We start from the raw sequence: 22,715 nt of genomic DNA, 5'->3' as shown, positions 1-22,715 counted from the left end.
GCACGCTGCGTGCGCTGGGAAAACAGGTGAGCGCCGTTGGAATCCGAAGTCGTCTTCAAGCCTGACGAACCGGGCCGGTCCGCTGCAGCGCTCCTTGAAAACCGGGGTCAATTTTACCGGCAGGCCCGTGGCGGCGCTGCGCGGCGCCTGGCGCCCTAAGATAGGCGGCTCTTCACTGCATCTTTGACGCCATGCTCAGTATTCTCGGCACCGCCCTCATCGGCCTCGTCGTCGGTCTCATCGCACGCGCCATCAAGCCCGGCGACGACAAGATGGGCTGGATCATGACCATCGTGCTGGGCGTGGCAGGCTCCTTCGTTGCTACCTATGCCGGCCAGGCGGTGGGCTGGTATGAGGTGGGAGAGTCCGCCGGCTGGGTCGCCTCGGTGGTGGGCGCGATCGTGCTGCTGGTGCTCTACGGACTTATGCGCAAAAAGGCCTGAGGCGCAATATCGGTCTTCATTTGACCGGCAAAAACTGTAGCAACCCGGCGCCGAGCACGCCCTGCACCCAGTTGATTGCGGCGCGGCGCATGCGCTCGTCGCTGAGCTCGGCCAGCAGGTCCAGGCGGCCGATGATCTTGCCGAATTCACGCTCGAAGCTCAGGTTGCGCGTGCCGTCGGCCGCGATCTCGTCGGCCAGCAGCAGCGCATGGCCCCGGGCATCGCGCCGCTGCGCGAGGATCCAGGCGGCGGTCTCGATGTTGCGCGCCGCGTTGTAGATGCGCTGCGCATCCAGGTGGTCCAGGAGATAAAAGCTCGTCTTGCCGCCGTGGGCGGTGATGAGCATGTCGGCGCTCGCCAGAATGAAGGCGGCGACGCGATCCCCGGTGAACTCGGGCGCCATCGCCAGCGCCATCGCCGCAATGTCGCGCCGGCCCAGCAGCGCGGGCCAGGGCTCGCGCAGATCCAGCGCCTGCTGCAGGCGCTGCAAGGCCAGCTCGCGGCTGGCGTGGCCGCCGGCGCGCCATTGCCCGGGGTTGCGCCGGTAGAGCTTGTCGGCCAGCAGCATCAGGCTGTGCAGGTTGTCGCGCATGGCCAGCGTGGCGGCGCGGTTGAGTTCGGACTGCGCGAGCTCGCTCTGGTGCGCCGGGGCTGCGCGCACCTGCCCGCGGTCGGTCGGGGCATCGCTGGCGCACCCCGCCAGCAGCGCGGCCATCAGCAAGGGGGCGAGCGGTCCGGCAGAGCGTGCACGCATGGGCCTGATTGTCAGCCGCTGCCTTCGGTCTGTGGCAGGCGTTCCTGCAGCGTGAAGGCGGGCAGGCCGCGCAGCAGCCGCCGCCCGTAGCCGGTATGCAGCAGGCGCTTGTCGTAACAGACCACGCGAGCGCGGTCTTCCTCGCTGCGTATCGCCCGCCCCACCCATTGCGCCAGGCGCAAGGCGGTCGCGGGCACGACGAGTTCCATGAAAGGGTCGCCGCCGCTGGCGCGCAGCCATTCGGCGCGCGCCTCGTCGACGGGCTCATCGGGCGGCGCAAACGGCAACTTGGTGATGAAGAGCGCTTCACACAGCGCACCGGGCAGATCCACGCCCTCGGCAAAGGATTGCAGCCCGAAGATGATCGACGCCCGCCCCTGCGCCACCTGCTCGCGATGGCGCGCGAGCAGCTTCAGGCGCGGCTGGTGCCCCTGCACCAGCACGCACGCGCGCAGCTCCGCGGGCAACTGCTCCACCGCGGCGCGCATCTGCTCGCGCGAGGTGAACAGCACCAGCGCGCCGCTTGCCACCTGAGCCAGGTCGTCGAGCAAGGCCTGGATCATCTGGCGCGTGAACGCCGCCACCTCGCGCGGCGCCGCCAGCGTGCTTGCCGCCAGCAGCGTGCCCTGACGCGCATAGTCGAAGGGGCTGGCCACCTGCAGCGTCGTCAGCGCCGCATCGCCATGCAGGCCTGCCTCGCGCAGGAAGAAGTCGAAGCTGCCGCAACTGGTGAGCGTGGCCGATGTCAGCACCGCCGCACGCACCCGCCGCCACAACTGCGCAGCCAGGCTTGCGCCGGGCAGCAGCGGACTGGCGTGGGCGCGCACGAGCACCCCGGCGTCCGAGCTTGCCAGCGTGAACCACTTGGCGGCCGGCGCAGCGCCTTCGGGGGGCTCTTGCAACAGCAGGGCGCTGGTGGCGTGCACCGCCTCCAGGCGCGGCGCGAGCTGCCCCACCTGGGCATAGAGCTGCGACAGGCGCCGCGCGTCGGCGGGTTCGTCGCGCAGGCGCTCGCGCAGCGCGCGGGCAATGGCACGCAGCCCTTCAAGGAAATCGCCCGCATGCTGCAGCACCTGCGCCAGCGCCAGCATCAGCGGCTCGGGTAGTTGCCCCTGAGGCACCCGGCTGCGCCAGCTGGCGGGCCGGGCGCCGGAATGCGACGGTGCGCGCAGCGGCGCCCCGTAGAGATCGATGACGAGGCGCTCGGCATCCTGCAGCGCCACGCGCAAGCGGCTGCCGGCAGCGGCCAGATCGACCCCATCGGCCAGCTGCACCTGCGCGCCCACACGCAGCGCCCGGCTGGCGAGCTGGCCCAGCCAGCCCAGGCGCGACAAGTCCATCTCGCAGGCGAACTGCGACAGCGCCGTCTTGGGCAGGTGGTGCGCCTCGTCGATCACCAGCAGGCAATCGTCCAGATCGGGCAGCAGCCGCGCCCCGATCGACGACAGCAAGAGGTCGTGGTTGGCGACGATGACCTGCGCGCCCACCAGCTCCTTGCGCCGCTCGTAGTAGGTGCAAGTCGAGAACAGCGGGCAATGGCGTCCGCTGCAGGTATGGGCCACGGCTGCCACCGGCGACCACAGCGCGGGCTCGGGCGGCAGCGTGAGCTGGTCGCGGTCGCCGTCCCACAGCCCCGTGGCCAGGTCGTCTGCCAGGCGCTGGTAGAAGGCCTTGCCGGCCGCGGCGTCGGCGGGAGGTTGACCCGGTGCCTCTTCATCGGTGAACAGACCGTCCTCATCGTCGGCGCAGTCGCCCGCCAGACGTTCGAGCTTGAGCTTGCAGACGTAGCGCGCCCGCCCCTTGGCCAGCGCGAAGCTGAAAGGCTCGGCCATCGCCGCGGCCAGGGCCGGCAGGTCCTTGTGCACCAGCTGCTCCTGCAGCGCCACCGTGGCCGTGGCAATCAAGACCCGCGTGCCGCGCGCCAGCGCCATCTGGATCGCCGGCGCCGCGTACGCAAGCGACTTGCCCACGCCCGTGCCCGCCTCGATCACCGCGATGGCGCGCGCGGGTTCCTCTTCGGCAGCCGACCCTTCGCGCGCGAGCTGCGCCCGGGCAAAGGTGCGCGCTACCTCCTCGGCCATGCGCCGCTGCCCGTCGCGCACGCGCATGCCCGGCGTGGCAGCGACGACGGCGTCGAACTGCGCCAGCGCGGCGAGGGCGTGGTCGGGCGGGGACATGGGGTAAACGCGATGCAAGCTGTGGGTTTATCCAGCTATCGTAACGGGTGCGGTGTAGCCGCATGAGCTCATTTGCCGAAGTGGGGACTCGTAGTCATCTTTATGCAAGGCGCACGCGTGACTGAATACTGGGCACATTCTGGTGGGCACCCGCTGGCAGAGCATCTGCAGTCCGTTGCAGAGCGTGCACAACGTTTCGCCGCTGCTCTGGGCCGGGAGCAGAGTCTCTCGTCGTGGGCGAGGTTGGCTGGAAAGTGGCACGACCTGGGAAAGTATCGCCCCGGTTTTCAGCGCCATGTGCGCCAGGTCGAGGATGCTCATATCGAACACAAGGTGGCGGGACGCGAGAAGACGCATTCCGCCGCCGGGGCCTTGTGGGCGATCCAATGCCTTGGGCAAGCGCATGGCGACCGGGGCAAGCTGATGGCGCGCGTGCTGGCTTATCTGATTGCTGGACACCATGCTGGCTTGGCGAATTGGGAGGGCGATCTGGAAGTGCGCCTGAGCCAGGCAGACAGTGCGCAGGAATTGCAAGAGGCGCTGGATGCCCAGCCGCCGCGAGCCATCCTGGATGCGGGCGATTTCGTGCCGGACTTGAGGGCCATCCCGGGTGGCCAAGACGGCTTTGCGCTGTGGCTGCGGATGTTGTTCTCCTGTCTGGTGGATGCCGATTTTCTGGATACCGAAGCGCATTTCGACGCCGGCAGGGCGCGCCGGGCAACGTCCTGCATGCCGAAACCTGCACCGATGTCGCACCAAAGTTGCGCCAGAAAGCAATGCGTGGCCATTGGGATGCAATAACCATTCGTCATTACGATAGCTGGAACCTAATCTATGTTTTCCCAGCCGGCAGGAACCGCCGCTTCTTTTGTCGCCCATCATCGACCGTCGGACAACACTTGGCAGTCCCTGGAAGACCACTTGCTCGGGGTCGGAGAAATCGCAGCGCAGCTCGCAGGCAAACTGGGCTTGCAGGAAATGGGCGAACTGCTGGGCTTGTTGCACGATCTGGGCAAGTACAGCCGGGCTTTCCAGGCCTATCTGAAGTCTGCGATTGGCGCGCTGAACCAAGACGAGGACGAGGACTGGGTGGATGCCAAGAACCTGAAAGGCAAGGTAGATCACTCCACCGCCGGGGCACAGTTTGCATGGCAGGTTCTCGGCAAAACAGGCGCTCTTGAAACGGCTCAGGCGCTTGCCTTGTGCATAGCTTCACACCACTCCGGCCTGATCGACTGCATCAGCGCCCGGGCCGATGCCTTTGGGACAAACCTCTTTGCCCGCCGCATGGAGAAGGCGCAGCAGCGCACCCATCTGGATGAAGTGCAGCGCCTGGCCGATCCCGAGCTGTTGCAACGCTGCCGTGGCTTGCTGGCAGATGGCCGCGTCGCGGCCAAATTCCAGGCATTGCTCACACAGATTGGGCGCAGCAATCAGGCGCAAGGCAGCCCTGTGACGGTGCAGCAGCAATGGGGTCTGCTGGTGCGGTTTCTATTCAGTTGCCTGATCGATGCCGACCGTATCGACACGGCCGATTTTGAAAAACGGCGCCAGCGCAGCTTTCGCCCTGGCGGGCGCTATACCGATTGGACTGTGCTGGTGGAGCGCCTGGAGCGCCACTTGGCACAGTTGCCGCCCACCCGCCCCATCGACCACCTACGCCAGGATATTTCCTGGCACTGCCACCAGGCTGCGGCACGGCCCCATGGCATCTACACCCTGACCGTGCCCACGGGCGGTGGAAAAACCCTGGCCAGCCTGCGTTTTGCTTTGCATCACGCCAGGGAACGTGGTCTGGATCGAATCATCTACGTCATTCCCTTCACGTCCATCATCGACCAGAACGCCAGGGTGGTGCGCGAGGTACTGGAGCCTGCGGACGCGCCACAGGATCAGGGCCGGATCGTGCTGGAGCACCACGGCAGCCTCACGCCCGAGCAGCAAACCTGGCGCGAGAAGGTGTTGTGCGAGAACTGGGATGCCCCGGTTGTTTACACCACCATGGTGCAGTTGCTGGAAGCCTTGTTCGGCGCGGGCACGCGGGGCGCGCGCCGTATGCATCAGCTGGTCCGGGCAGTGCTGGTGTTCGATGAGGTGCAAACCCTGCCCGTGCAATGCGTCCACCTGTTCAACAACGCCATCAATTTCTTGGCGACGCAGTGCAACACCACGGCACTTCTGTGTACCGCTACGCAGCCGCTGCTCGACAGTGTCAATCCCGCCTTGGGCGCTATCCGTTTGGCGACGGCACCTGAGTTGATACCTGACGTCGGCCACCTATTCAAGGCGCTCAAACGGGTAGCGGTGAATGACCAACGCAGAGCCGGGGGCTGGAGCGGTCAGGAGGTGGCCGATCTCGCCATGGCAGAGACGCAAGCCAGCGGGAGCTGTCTGGTCATCGTCAATACCAAGGCATCGGCACGGCGTATTTTTGAGCTGTGCGCTGCTGCGGTGGATCCAGACACTGCCTTTCACCTGAGCACCGACATGTGCCCGGCCCACCGCAAGGCGCGCCTGGCCGAACTGCTTGCGCGCTTGAGGGCCGGCCAGCCGACGCTGTGCGTGAGCACGCAGTTGATCGAGGCCGGCGTGGATGTGGACTTTGGCAGCGTCATCCGCTTCATGGCCGGGCTCGACTCGATTGCCCAGGCGGCGGGCCGGTGCAACCGCAATGGGCTGCGCACCATCGGTCGCGTCCATGTCGTCAATCCGCAGGCGGAAAACCTCGACAAGCTGCCCGACATTCTGCAGGGGCGTAACGCCGCCTTGCGGGTGCTCGATGAGTTCCAGCAAAACCCAGAGAGATTCAGTGATGACTTACTCAGCCCCGCGGCAATGCACGCTTACTACCGCTATTACTTCTTCGACCGCGCCGCAGACATGAGCTATGCGGTGGTGGCTGGCGATGTCGCGCAAAACGACACCCTGCTCAACCTGCTGTCGCTCAACGCAGGTAGCGTGAACGAATACAAACGCCAGCACGCATCCGCACCCCCGCTTTTTTTCCGCCAGGCTTTCATGACGGCGGCCAAGGCCTTCCGCGCCATCGACTCGGCCACGCAGGCGGTCATCGTCCCCTTTGGGGCGGATGGCAAGCAATTGATTGCCGACCTGTGCGCCGCCTACGACGTAGAGCTGGAAATCGAACTGCTGCGGCGGGCGCAGCAGTACAGCGTGAACGTGTTTCCCCATGTACTCAAAAAACTTATGGCAGCGCAAGCCTTGCACGAGGTCAAGCCGGATACGCGCATCCTTTGTTTGAATGAGCGCTACTACAGCGACTTGTTTGGTCTGGCCACTGAGCCCGTTTCCCCCATGGAGGTTTTGTATGCCTAAGCCGCGACGCAGCATCGAGTTCGAAGTGTCTGGGCGCTACGCCCTGTTCACCGACCCCTTGAGCAAAGTGGGTGGCGAAAAGTGCTCGTACCACGTCCCGACCTACGAAGCTTTGAAGGGCATCGCCAAGTCCATTTACTGGAAGCCGACGCTGATCTGGGTGATCGACGAAGTGCGGGTCATGAAGCGCATCCGCACCCAGACCAAGGGAGTCAAGCCGTTGGAACTGGGTGGCGGTAACAGCCTGGCCATTTACACCTTCCTGGCCGACGTGCGATACCAGGTGCGCGCCCACTTCGAGTGGAACGAGCATCGCCCCGAGTTGACTGACGACCGTATCGAAGCCAAGCACAACGCCATTGCCCAGCGCATGGTCGAGCGCGGCGGGCGCCAGGACATCTTTTTGGGCACACGCGACTGCCAGGGCTATGTGCAGGCCTGCGAGTTTGGCTCGGGTGCCGGAGAGCTAGACGATGCTGGGGAGCTGGCCTTTGGCTTGATGTTCCATGGTTTTGACTACCCCGATGAAACAGGCGGCACGGAACTGCACGCCCGCTTCTGGCGGCCGACCATGGTCAACGGCGTCATTCGTTTCCCGCCCCCGCGGGATTGCACCGAGCGCAGGTTCGTGCGCTCCATGAACGTCAAACCTTTCGGGCTGAATCAAGGCATCCGGCCCGTAGATGCGGACGCCTGCGAAATGGGGGTGTCTGCATGAGTTGGTTGCCCAAGCTACTTGCCACCTACGACGCGTGCAAGGGCAAGGAGCCGCAGGGCTCAACACCTTTGATGCCTATTTGCCACAGCACCCAGAACGCACAGATTGAAATCGTGCTCGATGGCGCTGGCCATTTCAGGCGTGCTTCCGTGCTGGAAAAAGCCCAGGGCCTGACCTTGATTCCCTGCACCGAGGCATCGGGAGGGCGCAGCGGCAAAAAACCCATTAACCACCCGTTGCATGACAAGCTGCAATACCTCGCCCAGGACTTCACGTCGTGGGGTGGGGAGGTGACGGTTGGTTTCGCCAACGACCCGGCCGAGCCGTACCGCGACTACGTGAAATCTCTGTCGGATTGGGCCGCTGCCGATCCACATCCCAAGCTGCTGGCCGTGCGGGCCTATGTGCAGGGCGGCAATGTGGTGGCCGACTTGATTCAAGCGGGCATCCTCCCCGTGGGTGACGACGGCAAGCTGCTCAAGGTATGGAGTGCTGACAAGGCCAGCGCACCCGCCATCTTCAAAGTTTTGGCGCCGCAGCAATCGCCCGACGATGCGTTTGTGCGCTGGCGCGTGGAGGTGGGCGACGACCCCAACTCAGCGCCATGGACGGACGAAGCGCTGCTTGCCTCCTGGATCGCGTACTACCAGCACAGGCAGAAGAACGTAGGTTTGTGCATGGCGACGGGTCAGCAAGCTACTTTAGCCGTGCAGCACCCGGCAAAGCTGCGCCACGGCGGTGACAAGGCCAAATTGATTTCGGCCAACGACAGCTCGGGCTACACCTACCGGGGGCGCTTCATCAGCGATGAAGAAGCATTGAGCATAGGTTTCGTCGCCACGCAAAAGGCGCACAACGCCTTGCGCTGGCTGATTGAACGGCAGGGCTACCGCAATGGCGATCAGGTGTTTGTGGCCTGGGAGCCTACGGGCAAGCCGATTCCAGATCCCCTGCTGGCCACGTACGAAGCGTTTGGCGGTGCATCCCTGGACTGGGCGCTGGGCATCAGCCACGCGGATGCGGGCCAGGCCTTTGGTTTGCAACTACGAAAAGCCATTGCGGGTTACGCCGCACAGCTTGCGCCCAGGGATGAAGTGGTGGTGCTGGGGCTCGATTCCGCAACCCCGGGGCGCATGGCCATTACCTTCTACCGGGAGCTCAAGGGCTCCGAATTTCTGGCACGCCTGCAGGCGTGGCATGGGCAGTTTGCATGGCCGCAGAACTACGGCAAGGAGCGCCAATTCATTGGTGCCCCAGCGCCGCGTGATATTGCGGAGGCGGCCTTTGGCAGCCGCCTGGACGACAAATTGCGCGCATCCACCGTGGAGCGGCTGCTGCCTTGCATCGTCGATGGGGTTCCGCTGCCCTTGGATCTGCTTCGATCGGCAGTGCGCCGCGTGGCCAACCGGGTGGGCATGGAAGTGTGGGAATGGGAGCGCTGCCTGGGCATTGCCTGCGCGCTGTTCAAAGGTTTTTTCAACGAGAGGGGGTATCTGATGGCATTGGAGCAAGAGCGCACCAGCCGCGACTATTTGTTTGGTCGGCTGCTGGCGGTTGCTGAAGATATTGAGAGCTACGCGCTCTACGCTGCAGGTGAAAAGGCCAGGGACACCTCAGCGGCGCGCCTTATGCAGCGTTTTGCAGATCGGCCCGCTTCGACGTGGCGCACCATCGAACTGTCCTTGCGCCCCTACATCGCCAGGCTGCGCGCCATGCGCCCTGGGGTGTTGCACAAAAAAGAGAGTTTGCTCGATGACATCGTGGCGCTGTTTGACCCGCAGGATTTTTTGACCGACACGCCATTGAGTGGTGAATTTCTGCTGGGCTACCACTGCCAACGTCAGGCCTTGCGCTCACGTGGCGAATCGAGCGATGACGCATCTGAAACCACCCCAACCGCTATGACTGGAGAACCCGCATGAGCGCTTTGCAAAACAAAATCGACTTTGCCGTGGTGCTGCGCGTCAAACGCGCCAACCCCAATGGCGACCCCTTGAACGGCAACCGCCCGCGCACCGACTATGGCGGTTATGGCGAGATCACCGATGTGTGCCTCAAGCGCAAGCTGCGCGATCGCCTGCTGGAATCGGGCAAGGCCATCTTCGTGCAGTCGGACGACCGCAAGGTCGATGGCGAAACCAGCCTGCGCAACCGCGCGGAATCCGCTGCCAACGGTTTGGGCAAGGATGCCTTCAAGAAAAATGCCAACAAGGATGCAACCGCCAAACTCGCCTGCGCCAAGTGGTTTGATGTGCGGGCGTTTGGCCAGGTGTTTGCCTTTGCTGCGGGTGGTGACGCGGGTGGGGTATCTATCCCCATCCGTGGCCCGGTTACCATCCAGTCGGCCTTTAGCGTAGAGCCGGTTTCCATTACCAGCACGCAGATCACCAAGAGCGTCAGCGGCGAGGGTGACGGCACGAAACGCGGTTCAGACACCATGGGCATGAAGCACCGCGTGGACAGCGGCATTTATTGCACCTTTGGCAGCATCAACCCGCAGCTGGCCGAGCGCACGGGCTTCAGCGATGCCGATGCCCAGGTGCTCAAAGCCATCTTGCCCAAGATGTTTGAGAACGACGCTTCGTCTGCCCGGCCGGACGGCAGCATGGAAGTGCTGACCGTCGTCTGGTGGCGGCACAACTGCAAGTCCGGGCAGTATTCGTCGGCCAAGGTGCATGGTTCCTTGACGGTGAATGCCGATGGCAGCATCCGTTTGGATCCTTTGGATGGACTCGATCCAGAAATCATCAGTGGCTTTTGACGAGAACGCTGCAAAGCCTGCTGCGACGACCATGCAGGCTTTGTCAAGGAGCATTTGATGAAAATCCTGCCGACCCAATTCGACGGCCAGGCCATTCGCCGCCTGTATGACGAAGCCACGGACACCTGGTGGTTTTCCGTCGTCGATGTTGTTCAGGTGCTGACCGACTCCAATAACGCCCGCCGCTATTGGTCTGACCTCAAGCGCAAGCTGGCGCAGGAGGCGGGTTCAGAGCAACCGTACGCTGAAATCGTACAGTTCAAATTACCCTCGACGGACGGCAAGCAGCGCGAGACCGACTGCGCCAGCGCGCAAACCCTTCTGCGCCTGGTGCAATCCATCCCCAGCCCCAAGGCCGAACCCATCAAACTCTGGCTGGCCAAGGTGGGCTACGAGCGCATGCAGGAGATTGCCGACCCGGCGCAGGCGCTGGATCGCGCCCGCCAGACCTGGCAGCAGCTCGGGCGCAGCGACAAATGGATTCAGCAGCGCATGACCGGGCAGGAAACGCGCAACAAGCTCACCGACTACTGGGCCGAGCATGGCATTGCGCCGGGACAGGAGTTTGCCCTGCTCACCAATCTCATCCACCAGGAATGGGCGGGCCTGTCGGTGGCGCAGCACAAGGCCAAGAAGGGTCTGAAAAGCCAGAACCTGCGCGACCATATGAGCGAAGCCGAGCTGATCTTTACCGCCCTTGCCGAGCTGTCCACGCGCCAGATCGCCGCTGCCCAGGATGCCACCGGCCTGCAAGAGAACAAGGGAGCGGCGCACGCAGGTGGGCGCATCGCCCGCCAGGCACGCCAGCAGCTCGAAGCGCAGACCGGCCAATCGGTGGTGACCGGGGGCAACTACCTGCCATCGCAGGCAGAGGGCACTGCCCCTCAGCTCCAGCCGCCCACGGCCGAACTTGCCCACCCGTCGCGTAAAAAACCATAGCTGTTCGCGCAATGCCTACGCCGGATAATGCCGATTTGGATCCGATTTCGCTCTCGGCGCTGCAGCATTGGAAGTATTGCCCGCGCCAATGCGGCCTGATCCATCTGGAGCAGGCCTTCGACGACAACCTGCACACCCTGCGCGGTCAGGCCGAGCACGCGCGGGTGGATCAACCCAGCGTGCAAAGCACCAAGGGCGTGCGCGTAGAACGCGCCCTGCCGCTGTGGCACGACACGCTGGGGCTGATCGGCAAGTCGGACGTGATCGAGTTCTTGCCCGACGGCACGCCTTACCCGGTGGAATACAAGCACGGCAGCCGCCACAAGGCGCCGGCCATCGCCGCCTGCGACGATCTGCAACTGGCCGCGCAGGCGCTGTGCCTGGAGACCATGACCTCCCGGGCCGTGCCCGAGGGTGCGCTGTACTACGCCAGCTCGCGCCGGCGCCGCGTCGTGCCCATTACCGCCGACTTGCGCAAAGACGTCGCGGACACCGCCCAAGCCGTGCGCCAGATGCTGGCCAGCGGCGTTTTGCCGTCGCCCCTGGTGGGCGATCAGGCCGCACAGCGCTGCAAAGGCTGCTCCTTGCAAGAGCGCTGCCAACCCCAGGCTACGCCCCTCCTCCTGGCCGCCGCACGGCGCAGCCTGTTCGACCCGGAGGCTTGAGGCAAACCGTGCAACTGCTCAACACCCTCTACGTCACCCTGCCCGACGCTTGGCTGCGCCTGGACAACGACACCCTGCGCATCGAGGTCGAGCGCGAAACCCGATTGCGCGTGCCGCTGCATCACCTCACGGCCGTGGTCTGCTTTGGCCACGTCGGCCTGTCCGCGCCGCTCATGCACCGCCTGGCCGACGAGGGCATCGCCTTGGTGCTGCTCGATGCCAATGGCCGCTTCAAGGCCAGGCTCGAAGGTGCAGTCAGCGGCAACGTGCTCTTGCGCCAGGCGCAGTTTGCGCGCGGCGCGGACGCGGCCTATGTCTTGGACATGGCGCGCAGCTTTGTCGCCGGCAAGATCAAGAACACGCGCCAGGTCTTGCAGCGCGGCGCCCGCGAGGCCAAGAGCGCAGACGAAGCCGCCGTGCTGATCCGCCGCGCCGACGACCTGGCCGCCAGCCTGCGTGTCTTGCCCGAGGCGACGACGCTGGACACCGTACGCGGTGTGGAAGGCGAAGCCGCGCGCCAGTACTTCAGCGGCCTGCCGCTGCTGGTGCGCCCGGATCAGCGCGAGCATTTCGCCATGGACGGCCGCACGCGCCGCCCGCCGCGTGACCGCTTCAATGCCCTGCTGTCCTTTTTGTACGCCATGTGGATGAACGACTGCCGCAGCGCACTGGAAGCCGCCGGGCTTGATCCGCAAGTCGGCTTCTTGCATGCCCTGCGCCCGGGACGTGCCGCACTGGCGCTGGATGTGATGGAAGAGTTTCGCCCCTGGGCCGATCGCCTGGCCCTCACCCTCATCAACCGTGGGCAGGTGCAGGCGGATGATTTTGACCTGCGCGAAGGCAGCGTGTCCCTGCAAGGCGACGCACGCAAATCCGTGGTGACGGCTTACCAGGAGCGCAAGAAGGACGAAATCACCCACCCGTTGCTGGCGCAAAGTCTGCCCCTGGGTTTGGTGCCGCTGGTGCAGGCGCGCCTGCTGGCGCGTGCGCTGCGCGACGACGCCATGCCCTATTTGCCCTTTGTACCCAGGTAAAGAGAGGGGCCATGCTGGTACTGGTTTGCTACGACGTGAATACCGAAACCAGCGCCGGCCGGCGCCGCCTGCGCCGCATCGCCAAGGTGTGCGAGAGCACGGGGCAGCGGGTGCAAAAATCGGTCTTTGAATGCCAGGTGGACGTGGCGCAGTTCGAGGCGCTGGAGCGCCGACTGTTGGCCGAAATCAACCCTGAGCAGGACTGCCTGCGCTTGTACCGGATGCCGCAAACCCGAGGCTTTGAAGTGCTGGAGCACGGCAGCTTCAAGGCCGTGGATTTTGATGCACCGCTGGTGCTGTAAGGCCGCCACGCCGTGCTATCGTGACTGCCGCGAACCTCAAGTGATGGCGTTGCCATGAACAGGTTCGCGCGCTTCATAAGCGGTTGTCGTTCCATGATTTTTCTTCTTGTGCGCGCGGATTTGATCGGCTTCTCGAATAGCCAAGCGGGACTTCGCGCGCGAGCAGGGAAAAGTGCCGGCCCGACACCGCCTTGGCCGTGAAGCGCATCGCCCGTCAGCAATGGCGGGCGCGGATTGAAACACGCAAGTGGCCGCCACCCTGCAGCAAAGCGCAGGCATCGCCCGTCAGCAATGGCGGGCGCGGATTGAAACTACTTCCCCAGCGTCAGCCTGGTGCCGTCGGGCGCATCGCCCGTCAGCAATGGCGGGCGCGGATTGAAACGACGCCCAAGTGGGACTACGTCAACCCCGAACAAGCATCGCCCGTCAGCAATGGCGGGCGCGGATTGAAACATCGACTACTGGGCCTTGGGCCAGCGCTACACCATGCATCGCCCGTCAGCAATGGCGGGCGCGGATTGAAACAATGTTGGCACCACACTCGCAGCAGGTGTACCAAGCATCGCCCGTCAGCAATGGCGGGCGCGGATTGAAACTACCAAGACGCGCAGCCTATCGCGGTGCGCAACGGCATCGCCCGTCAGCAATGGCGGGCGCGGATTGAAACTAACCAGCGAAATGGCGCAGCGCCTGCGCGCAATGCATCGCCCGTCAGCAATGGCGGGCGCGGATTGAAACTCGATCGCTTGGAGACGCTCTTGTTTCCGAGGCGCATCGCCCGTCAGCAATGGCGGGCGCGGATTGAAACCAGCGCCTCGATGCGTCGCTGCAGGGCGCCGCGCGGGCATCGCCCGTCAGCAATGGCGGGCGCGGATTGAAACCATTTGACATCGACATTGCTGGGCTTGCCTAGGATGCATCGCCCGTCAGCAATGGCGGGCGCGGATTGAAACATCTTTGCGCCGGGGTTTTGCAGCGGGTAGGCGATGCATCGCCCGTCAGCAATGGCGGGCGCGGATTGAAACAAGGCCGGCAAACTCAGCGTCGATCAGCTCACCGGGCATCGCCCGTCAGCAATGGCGGGCGCGGATTGAAACTTTTTCTCCAGCTCGCGCTGCTTGGTTTCGCAGGCATCGCCCGTCAGCAATGGCGGGCGCGGATTGAAACACCGCCCTGGCGCCATGGACGCCTTTGCGCTGCCGCATCGCCCGTCAGCAATGGCGGGCGCGGATTGAAACGGCACTTATCAGCGTTGCCGCAGGTGTCGCGCGTGCATCGCCCGTCAGCAATGGCGGGCGCGGATTGAAACCACTACGGTGTGGGGTCACTGCGCGCGCATTTCAGGCATCGCCCGTCAGCAATGGCGGGCGCGGATTGAAACCTACTTTTTGCGGGGGCTGAGCTGCGGCCAGGCGGCATCGCCCGTCAGCAATGGCGGGCGCGGATTGAAACCACTCCGACCACGGCAACATCGGCAGCGCAGGCGGCATCGCCCGTCAGCAATGGCGGGCGCGGATTGAAACCGTCGTCAAGATGAGCGGCGCACCCGAGCTGCTGCATCGCCCGTCAGCAATGGCGGGCGCGGATTGAAACCCCGGAGCGCATGCCGGTGCGCAGCGCCAGCACGCATCGCCCGTCAGCAATGGCGGGCGCGGATTGAAACCGGTCAATGTCACGTCGAAGTACACGATGGCCGCGCATCGCCCGTCAGCAATGGCGGGCGCGGATTGAAACCGATGAGATCGGTAAAGCTGTCGCGGGCAGCTCGCGCATCGCCCGTCAGCAATGGCGGGCGCGGATTGAAACATTGCCGACGCCTCCGCCCTCCTGATCGACGCCAGCATCGCCCGTCAGCAATGGCGGGCGCGGATTGAAACGGCTCACCTGCACGCGCATGAGCGCCGACGAATGGCATCGCCCGTCAGCAATGGCGGGCGCGGATTGAAACCAGAGCCATCGAAAGACTTCGCGGCGCACCTCGCGCATCGCCCGTCAGCAATGGCGGGCGCGGATTGAAACATTCAGGCCCCCTATTCCGTAGAGACGCATCCCACGCATCGCCCGTCAGCAATGGCGGGCGCGGATTGAAACATAAGTGGTCAATCAATGACGTCAGCTATGGCCTGCATCGCCCGTCAGCAATGGCGGGCGCGGATTGAAACACCGCAAACCCGCAAAAATCCCGCACTACGCCCCGCATCGCCCGTCAGCAATGGCGGGCGCGGATTGAAACAACGCCATCGAAGGCACCCAGCTTACCGAGCGCCAGGCATCGCCCGTCAGCAATGGCGGGCGCGGATTGAAACTACACGCTTTAACGTGTAGCGCAAGACCTTTTTGGTATCGCCCGTCAGCAATGGCGGGCGCGGATTGAAACCGAAGTTGCCGCCGCCGTCATGGCGGGCGTGGCCAGCATCGCCCGTCAGCAATGGCGGGCGCGGATTGAAACACGGTGACGATGCGTCCGTCGAGAGTCGTTCCTGGGCATCGCCCGTCAGCAATGGCGGGCGCGGATTGAAACCTGTCTGCTCGCTCAGGCTGGAGCTTACCGATGGGGCATCGCCCGTCAGCAATGGCGGGCGCGGATTGAAACATTCAGGCCCCCTATTCCGTAGAGACGCATCCCACGCATCGCCCGTCAGCAATGGCGGGCGCGGATTGAAACACCGCCCTGGCGCCATGGACGCCTTTGCGCTGCCGCATCGCCCGTCAGCAATGGCGGGCGCGGATTGAAACGGCACTTATCAGCGTTGCCGCAGGTGTCGCGCGTGCATCGCCCGTCAGCAATGGCGGGCGCGGATTGAAACCACTACGGTGTGGGGTCACTGCGCGCGCATTTCAGGCATCGCCCGTCAGCAATGGCGGGCGCGGATTGAAACCTACTTTTTGCGGGGGCTGAGCTGCGGCCAGGCGGCATCGCCCGTCAGCAATGGCGGGCGCGGATTGAAACCACTCCGACCACGGCAACATCGGCAGCGCAGGCGGCATCGCCCGTCAGCAATGGCGGGCGCGGATTGAAACCGGATGGAGCCGGGCGAGATGGCGACGATCAAGACGGCATCGCCCGTCAGCAATGGCGGGCGCGGATTGAAACGACGCCAGCGAGGACGGCACGGGCCGCGGCACGCCGGGCATCGCCCGTCAGCAATGGCGGGCGCGGATTGAAACGACAAACCACTTTTCCGGGTCGATGCCGTAGGCAGGGCATCGCCCGTCAGCAATGGCGGGCGCGGATTGAAACCGGCCACTCATACCAACGCCGCCCCAGCACTCCGGCATCGCCCGTCAGCAACGGCGGGCGCGGATTGAAACCGCGACCAGCTCGATCGAACGTACTTTGCCGGCATAGCCATCCATCGGCGCAGCCAGACTTGGTCGGGCGCGGTGCGCTACCCGTTGCCGTCACCCGCCGCGATAGCGTCAGCCGTGTCTCGGCAGGTTGCGGGTCATATCGGGAGGCGCAAGGCTTGTCCCCGCGCATGCCATGCTCCATCGATCGGCTGCCCGTCGGTCTGGTTCAAAACGCCGATAGCGCTGGTGACGTGGCTGCCTGAGCACAGCCCAACCAGGCGCACTGCAGGTACCCGCCTTGCGGCAGCTCAATCTAGCCCACGGCCGCCCTCGCGTCGCACCATCGCTATCGCATCAAACGGGCAGCGCACCGCGCACAGGGCGCAGCCGGTGCAGGCGTGCGCGTCGTCGAGTACCGATCGTTTGATGGAGCCCGCGGCCTCGTCCAGTTCGTGCAGCGAGAGCACGTGCGGCGGGCACACCGCGACGCACCAGCCGCAGCCGGTGCAGCGTGTGGTGTCGATGGCCGGAATGGCGATGGAGCGGCGCTGCATGCCCTCAGCATGGCATGCTGGTGAAGGCTGCGCCGCCAGCGCTGTCTTGTTCAGGGCCACAATGGCGTCCGTTGTCCGGATATTTGCAGGAGGTCGTGATGAATTTTGCTGTCGTTGATGAGCCCCGCGCTGCTGCCGCGGGCACGCGCACGGATGCCGCCTGGCTGGACGCGCACTGGATGCCGTTTTCGGCCAACCGCGACTTCAAGGCGCACCCGCGCATGATCGTGGGGGCCGAAGGGGCGTATTACATCGACGCCGATGGCCGCAAGGTTTTCGACGGCCTGTCCGGCCTGTGGACCACGGGGCTGGGCCATTGCCGCAAGGAGATTGCCCAGGCGGTCGGCCAGGCCGTGGGGACGCTGGACTATGCGCCGGCCTTCCAGTTTGGCCATCCGGCCTCGTTCGAGCTGGCCAATCGCATCAAGGCGCACATGCCTGCGGGTCTGGAGTATGTGTTCTTCACCAGCTCGGGTTCGGAAGCGGCCGACACCGCGCTCAAGATGGCTCGCGGCTACTGGCGTGCGCGCGGCCAGGCGGGCAAGACGCGCCTGATCGGGCGCGAGAAGGGCTACCACGGCGTGAATTTTGGCGGCGTTTCGGTCGGCGGCATGGCGGGCAACCGCAAGGCCTTCGGCCAGGGCATAGAAGCCGACCATCTGCCGCACACCCAGCCGCCGCTGGGCTCCTTTCACCGCGGCATGCCGCCGCTCGATGGCAAGGCGCTGGCAGAGCGGCTGCTGGACGTGATTGCACTGCACGACGCGAGCACCATCGCTGCGGTCATCGTCGAGCCCTTCTCCGGCTCGGCCGGCGTGGTGATCCCGCCCGCGGGCTACCTGCAGCGTCTGCGCGAGATCTGCACGCAACACGACATCTTGCTGATCTTCGATGAGGTGATCACCGGCTTTGGCCGCGCCGGCGGCTGGACCGGCTCGGAGGTCTTTGGCGTGACACCGGACATCCTGAACTTTGCCAAGCAGGTGACCAATGGCGCGCAGCCGCTGGGCGGGTGCGTGGCAAGCAAGGAAATCTACGACACCTTCCTGCGCACCGCCGGCCCCGACTACCTGCTGGAGTTCCCGCACGGCTACACCTATTCGGCCCACCCCGTGGCCTGCGCTGCGGGCAACGCCACGCTGCAGCTGCTCGAAGCCGAGGATGCGCCGGCGCGGGTGCGCGCGCTCGCACCGGTGTTTGAAAACCTGGTGCATGGGCTCAAGGGCGCCCGGCATGTGCAAGACATCCGCAACTACGGCCTGGCTGCGGGCTTTACCATCGAGCAGCTGCCGGGCGAGCCGGGCCGGCGCCCCTGGGAGATCGCCATGGCCTGCTGGCGCAAGGGCTTTTATGTGCGTTACGGCGGCGACAGCATCCAGCTTGCGCCGCCCTTCATCAGCACCGAAGCCGAGCTCGAGCGCCTTGTGAGTAGTTTGGGAGATGCGCTCGCGCAGACCGCGTAGGCAGGCAGCAGGCGGCACGCGCCATGCCATACGGCCGCAGCTTCTCATGCGCGCAGGTGAACGCGATGTAGCCACAAGCCCTTGAACGCTGAAACCGGGTTCACGGCCCGCGCGCCGACGTTTGCGGTTTCGTCGCACGCGCATTGGATGGCGCGCCTGAACCGGCGCAATCGCATGGTGTCCTTCGGGCTGCTGGCCCTCGCGTTCGGCCTGCACCAGCCAAAGGTGCAAGCGGGTGCCGACATGCGGGGCGAAGCACTGGCGCTCTTGCTGGCGTTGCCCCAGGGCGTTTGCTTCCATACCTTTGATCCCGGAAAAAACGGCGGTGCGGCGCCAGCGCCAGCGCGAGAGCGGGGTCGTGCGGCTGGACGCTTTCCTCTTCACCCCGTGGGGTGCGGCAGCGGGCTTTGCGCTGTGGCCGATATTCATCCACGCGGCGGCGATGTGCCATCGCCGCTTCAGGCCGCCGACCGCGCGCTGTACGCAATCAAGGAAGCGGGGCGCAACCAGTTGCAGGCCGCTTGGCGAGTGCCTCGAAATGGCGATTCGATAAGGTCGTCACTATTGAACAAATAGCTTTCAGCGCTTATCCTGAGCCGTATTCCAGCGATTTGGATTGAAAATCGGATTCATGGAATGAACGATCGGATCTTCACGCCAGAGCACGGACGCGGCCCGCGCCCCTGCGTGCATTGGCTCGTGCGCCAAAACCGGCGTCATCGCACCTGGTTTTTCCCGTTGATCGCGGCGATGATCGGCGCGCAATTGCATGACTTGGATGCCGCCGCCTCGTCCTGGCTGTTTCTGGCATTGCATTTTTTTGTTTACCCGCAGCTCGTTTATCTGCGCACCACCCGCCCGAAGAGCCCTGCTGGCCAGCGCGATGTGGAATTGCGCTGGATGGTGCTGGACAACGTGCTTTATGGCCTGTGGTTCGCGGCGCTGGGCTTTCCGCTGTGGATTTGCTATGTGATCTCTCTGGCCGGCGTGATGAGTCTCGTGGCGTACCACGGTTTGTCGGGCGTGGTGCGCGCGGTGCCGGCGCAGTTGGCGGGTGCGGCGCTGGGTGTGCCCTTGTTCGGCCCGCTGGTGTGGCATGTGCAGACGGGCGTACTGGTGACTGCGTTGTGCATGGGCTCATTCGTCCTGTTTTCGCTCATGTATGCCTACGACGCCTACGTGCGCGCCAGGCGGCTGAAGGACAGTCGGCAGGTAGCGCGCAACCAGGTGGACGAAATCCGCCTGCTGCAAACGCAGTTGCGAGCGGAAGCACTTTGCGACCCGCTCACCGGCCTGCACAACCGCCGCCACCTCTCCGAGGCGCTGCCCGGCGCGCTTGCGCGCTGCGCCCGCCTGAAGCTGCCCCTGACGCTGGTGATGATCGACATCGACCATTTCAAGCGCGTCAACGACACGCACGGCCATGCGGCGGGCGATACGATGCTCCAGGCACTCGCGCGGCTGCTGCAAGGGCACGTGCGCCAGGGCGACACGGTGTGCCGCATGGGCGGGGAGGAGTTCCTGCTGGTGCTGGAGAATGCCGCGCTCGAGCCCGCCTGGCAGCGCACGCAGGCGCTGCGCCTGGCGTTCGCCGATCTCGCGGTGGTGCACGACGGCAGTTCGCTGCGTGCGACGATCTCCTGCGGCCTGGCGACCTTTCCCGAGGACGGCGGCGACGCGCCGTCGCTGCTTCAGGCCGCCGACCGCGCGCTGTACGCGGCCAAGGAAGCGGGGCGCAACCGCTTGCAGGCTGCCCGGCCTTGCGTTTGATGCGGCGCTGAAAAAGCCCTTCTCGCGGCGCGCATCCCGGCCGGTGTCGGTTTGCCGCCTTGCCCTGGCGCCAGGGTGCAAAATCGCACGCTGCGGCCTGTGCCATCATCGGCTTGCACGCAGCCTGCCGTGCTGAGTCACGACGAGAGAACCGCCATGCCAGATTTGTCCACTTCAGATGTCTCCGCAGCCGACAAGCGCGAAACGCTGCGCCGCGCAGCGCTCGAATACCACGAGCACCCCAAGCCCGGCAAGATCTCCATCCACCCGACCAAGCAGATGGTCAGCCGCCACGATCTGGCCCTGGCCTATTCACCCGGCGTGGCCGCGCCCTGCGAGGAGATCGTCAAGGACCCGGCAGCTGCCTTCAGGTACACCGCGCGCGGCAATCTCGTAGGCGTGGTCACCAATGGCACGGCGGTGCTGGGTCTGGGCGACATCGGGCCGCTGGCGGGCAAGCCGGTGATGGAAGGCAAGGGGGTGTTGTTCAAGAAGTTCTCGGGCATCGATGTCTTCGACATCGAGATCAACGAGAAGGACCCGGACAAGCTGGTCGAGATCATCGCGGCGCTGGAGCCCACTTTTGGCGGCATCAACCTCGAAGACATCAAGGCGCCCGACTGCTTTTACGTCGAGCGCAAGCTGCGCGAGCGCATGCACATTCCGGTGTTTCACGATGACCAGCATGGCACCGCCATCGTCGTCGGGGCCGCAGTGCTCAACGCGCTGCAGGTGGCAGGCAAGGACATTGGCGCGGTCAAGCTCGTGGCCTCGGGTGCGGGGGCGGCAGCGCTCGCCTGCCTGGGCCTGCTGGTCAAGCTGGGTCTGCCGCGCGAAAACATCTGGGTCAGCGACATCGCCGGCCTGGTCTACGAAGGCCGCACCGAACTCATGGACGAGGCCAAGGCGCAGTTCGCGCAGCCGACCGAGGCGCGCCACCTGGGCGAGGTCATCGACGGCGCCGACATCTTCCTGGGGCTGTCGGCCGGCGGCGTGCTCAAGCAGGAGATGGTGCGCAAGATGGCGGCCAATCCGCTGATCTTCGCGCTGGCCAACCCCAACCCCGAAATCACGCCCGAAGAAGTCAAGGCGGTGCGCGGCGACGCCATCATCGCCACCGGCCGCAGCGACTATCCCAACCAGGTCAACAACGTCTTGTGCTTCCCCTACGTGTTTCGCGGTGCACTGGACAGCGGGGCGACCACGATCACGACCGAGATGGAGATCGCTGCGGTGCGCGCGATTGCCGAGCTCGCGCGCGCCGAGCAAAGCGAGGTAGTGGCCGCCGCCTATGCCGACGAGCAGCTCTCCTTCGGGCCCGAATACCTGATTCCCAAGCCTTTCGATCCGCGTCTGATGATGAAGATCGCGCCTGCGGTCGCGCAGGCGGCGATGGACAGCGGCGTGGCCAGCCGCCCGATTGCCGACATGCAGGCCTATTGCGACCATCTGCAGACCTTCGTCTATGCCTCGGGCACGATGATGAAGCCGGTGTTCATGGCCGCGCGCCAGGCCGAGCTCAAGCGCGTGGCCTTCTCCGAAGGCGAGGAAGAGCGCGTGCTGCGCGCCGCGCAAATCGTCTTTGACGAGCGCATCGCCCGGCCCACGCTGATCGGGCGCCCGGCCATCATCGCCCAGCGCATCGAGAAATTCGGCCTGCGCCTGCAGGAAGGGCGCGACTACGACGTGGTCAACGTCGAGCACGACGACCGCTACCGCGGCTTTTGGCAGACCTACCACCGCATGACCGAGAGAAAGGGCGTGACGGTGCCGATCGCGCGCATCGAGATGCGCCGGCGCCTGACGTTGATCGGCTCCATGCTGCTGCACACCGGCGAGGTTGATGGGCTGATCTGCGGCACCTGGGGCAATACCGCGCACCACCTGCAATACATCGACCAGGTGATAGGCAAGCGCGCCGGCGTCAATACCTACGCCTGCATGAACGCGCTGCTGCTGCCCGAGCGCGAGGTGTTCATCGTCGACACCCACGTCAACTACGACCCCAGCGCCGAGCAGCTCGCAGAGATCACCGTCATGGCGGCCGAGGAGATCTTGCGCTTTGGCATCACGCCCAAGGCGGCGCTGCTGTCGCACTCCAACTTCGGCTCCAGCCAGCAGCCCAGCGCGATCAAGATGCGCCGCACGCTGGAGCTGCTGCAGGCCCAGGCGCCCTGGCTCGAGGTCGAGGGCGAAATGCACGGCGACGTGGCGCTGGACGAGCAGGCGCGCCAGGTGCTGATGCCCAACACCAGCATGACGGGCAGTTGCAACCTGCTGGTGATGCCCAACATCGACGCGGCCAACATCGCCTACAACCTGCTCAAGACCGCGGCCGGCGGCGGCATCGCGATCGGCCCCATGCTGCTGGGCGCGGCGGCGCCGGTGCATGTGCTCACCCCCAGCGCCACGGTGCGGCGCATCGTCAACATGGTGGCCTTGACCGTCACCGATGCCAACGCCGCACACTGAAGCGGCCGCGCTCTGCCTCGGGAAAACCCGAGGCGT

At 65.0% G+C, this 22,715-nt stretch carries 17 protein-coding genes, 1 CRISPR repeat array and 1 riboswitch; of the genes, 14 read left to right on the top strand and 3 right to left on the bottom strand.

Annotation, left to right across the window (positions count from 1 at the left end):
* Positions 1-21: 21 nt before the first annotated feature.
* Positions 22-102: riboswitch (S-adenosyl-L-homocysteine riboswitch) on the bottom strand.
* A gap of 89 nt (positions 103-191) precedes the next feature.
* Positions 192-443, top strand: coding sequence for a GlsB/YeaQ/YmgE family stress response membrane protein (locus tag KUD94_RS12225; protein ID WP_218237465.1), 252 nt, complete (start codon positions 192-194; stop codon positions 441-443).
* 16 nt (positions 444-459) lie between these two features.
* Here the strand turns inward: KUD94_RS12225 and KUD94_RS12220 are convergent, their stop codons facing one another.
* Both KUD94_RS12220 and dinG read right to left on the bottom strand, forming a co-directional pair.
* Positions 460-1,197: a hypothetical protein gene (locus tag KUD94_RS12220; RefSeq protein ID WP_218237464.1), complete on the bottom strand. Its 738-nt coding sequence runs from the start codon at positions 1,195-1,197 to the stop codon at positions 460-462.
* An 11-nt stretch (positions 1,198-1,208) separates the two neighbouring features.
* Positions 1,209-3,374, bottom strand: a complete 2,166-nt coding sequence (gene dinG, locus KUD94_RS12215) for an ATP-dependent DNA helicase DinG (RefSeq protein WP_218237463.1) — start codon at positions 3,372-3,374, stop codon at positions 1,209-1,211.
* 117 nt (positions 3,375-3,491) lie between these two features.
* Here dinG and KUD94_RS12210 point away from each other — a divergent pair, with 117 nt between their 5' ends.
* The 9 genes from KUD94_RS12210 to cas2 are packed head-to-tail and all read left to right on the top strand — an operon-like array spanning position 3,492 to position 13,129.
* Positions 3,492-4,175, top strand: coding sequence for a CRISPR-associated endonuclease Cas3'' (locus KUD94_RS12210; RefSeq protein WP_218237462.1), 684 nt, complete (start codon positions 3,492-3,494; stop codon positions 4,173-4,175).
* A 33-nt stretch (positions 4,176-4,208) separates the two neighbouring features.
* Positions 4,209-6,710 carry a CRISPR-associated endonuclease Cas3'' gene (locus KUD94_RS12205; RefSeq protein WP_218237461.1) on the top strand — a complete coding sequence of 834 codons (2,502 nt, stop codon included), beginning with the start codon at positions 4,209-4,211 and terminating at the stop codon, positions 6,708-6,710.
* Entirely contained in the window at positions 6,703-7,428 is a 726-nt protein-coding gene (cas5c, locus tag KUD94_RS12200; RefSeq protein ID WP_218237460.1) for a type I-C CRISPR-associated protein Cas5c, read from the top strand. The genes KUD94_RS12205 and cas5c overlap by 8 nt, the downstream gene beginning before the upstream one ends.
* A complete protein-coding gene (gene cas8c, locus KUD94_RS12195) occupies positions 7,425-9,350 on the top strand; it encodes a type I-C CRISPR-associated protein Cas8c/Csd1 (protein ID WP_218237459.1) in 1,926 nt (641 codons plus the stop codon). The genes cas5c and cas8c overlap by 4 nt, the downstream gene beginning before the upstream one ends.
* Positions 9,347-10,189 (top strand): type I-C CRISPR-associated protein Cas7/Csd2, encoded by an 843-nt coding sequence (gene cas7c, locus KUD94_RS12190; protein ID WP_218237458.1) that lies wholly within the window; start codon positions 9,347-9,349, stop codon positions 10,187-10,189. Before cas8c ends, cas7c begins: the two co-directional genes overlap by 4 nt.
* A 57-nt stretch (positions 10,190-10,246) precedes the next feature.
* Positions 10,247-11,128 (top strand): Bro-N domain-containing protein, encoded by an 882-nt coding sequence (locus KUD94_RS12185; protein WP_218237457.1) that lies wholly within the window; start codon positions 10,247-10,249, stop codon positions 11,126-11,128.
* A gap of 35 nt (positions 11,129-11,163) precedes the next feature.
* Complete coding sequence (gene cas4, locus KUD94_RS12180) at positions 11,164-11,793, top strand: CRISPR-associated protein Cas4 (protein ID WP_255568820.1); 630 nt, start codon at positions 11,164-11,166, stop codon at positions 11,791-11,793.
* Between the two features lie 8 nt (positions 11,794-11,801).
* Positions 11,802-12,827, top strand: a complete 1,026-nt coding sequence (gene cas1c / locus KUD94_RS12175) for a type I-C CRISPR-associated endonuclease Cas1c (RefSeq protein ID WP_218237455.1) — start codon at positions 11,802-11,804, stop codon at positions 12,825-12,827.
* Between the two features lie 11 nt (positions 12,828-12,838).
* Positions 12,839-13,129: a CRISPR-associated endonuclease Cas2 gene (gene cas2, locus KUD94_RS12170; protein WP_218237454.1), complete on the top strand. Its 291-nt coding sequence runs from the start codon at positions 12,839-12,841 to the stop codon at positions 13,127-13,129.
* A 204-nt stretch (positions 13,130-13,333) separates the two neighbouring features.
* Positions 13,334-16,522: a CRISPR direct-repeat array (repeat unit 37 nt; unit sequence GCATCGCCCGTCAGCAATGGCGGGCGCGGATTGAAAC).
* A gap of 206 nt (positions 16,523-16,728) precedes the next feature.
* Here the strand turns inward: cas2 and KUD94_RS12165 are convergent.
* Positions 16,729-16,974 (bottom strand): ATP-binding protein, encoded by a 246-nt coding sequence (locus KUD94_RS12165; protein ID WP_218237453.1) that lies wholly within the window; start codon positions 16,972-16,974, stop codon positions 16,729-16,731.
* A 98-nt stretch (positions 16,975-17,072) separates the two neighbouring features.
* Here KUD94_RS12165 and KUD94_RS12160 point away from each other — a divergent pair, with 98 nt between their 5' ends.
* The 4 genes from KUD94_RS12160 to KUD94_RS12145 all read left to right on the top strand — a co-directional run bounded on the left by KUD94_RS12160 (position 17,073) and on the right by KUD94_RS12145 (position 22,679).
* A complete protein-coding gene (locus KUD94_RS12160; protein ID WP_218237452.1) occupies positions 17,073-18,437 on the top strand; it encodes an aspartate aminotransferase family protein in 1,365 nt (454 codons plus the stop codon).
* 81 nt (positions 18,438-18,518) lie between these two features.
* Positions 18,519-19,013: a hypothetical protein gene (locus KUD94_RS12155; protein ID WP_218237451.1), complete on the top strand. Its 495-nt coding sequence runs from the start codon at positions 18,519-18,521 to the stop codon at positions 19,011-19,013.
* A gap of 60 nt (positions 19,014-19,073) precedes the next feature.
* The gene (locus KUD94_RS12150) at positions 19,074-20,207 is read left to right on the top strand and encodes a sensor domain-containing diguanylate cyclase (RefSeq protein ID WP_218237450.1); all 1,134 of its coding nucleotides are present in this window, start codon (positions 19,074-19,076) and stop codon (positions 20,205-20,207) included.
* Positions 20,208-20,363: 156 nt separating this feature from the next.
* Positions 20,364-22,679 carry an NADP-dependent malic enzyme gene (locus KUD94_RS12145; RefSeq protein ID WP_218237449.1) on the top strand — a complete coding sequence of 772 codons (2,316 nt, stop codon included), beginning with the start codon at positions 20,364-20,366 and terminating at the stop codon, positions 22,677-22,679.
* Positions 22,680-22,715: the final 36 nt, after the last annotated feature.

The sequence above is a fragment of the Comamonas sp. NLF-1-9 genome (assembly GCF_019195435.1).
GTDB lineage: Bacteria > Pseudomonadota > Gammaproteobacteria > Burkholderiales > Burkholderiaceae_C > Comamonas_C.
Note: the sequence above shows the minus strand (reverse complement) of the source record. Positions and strands in the feature narration are given on the sequence as shown.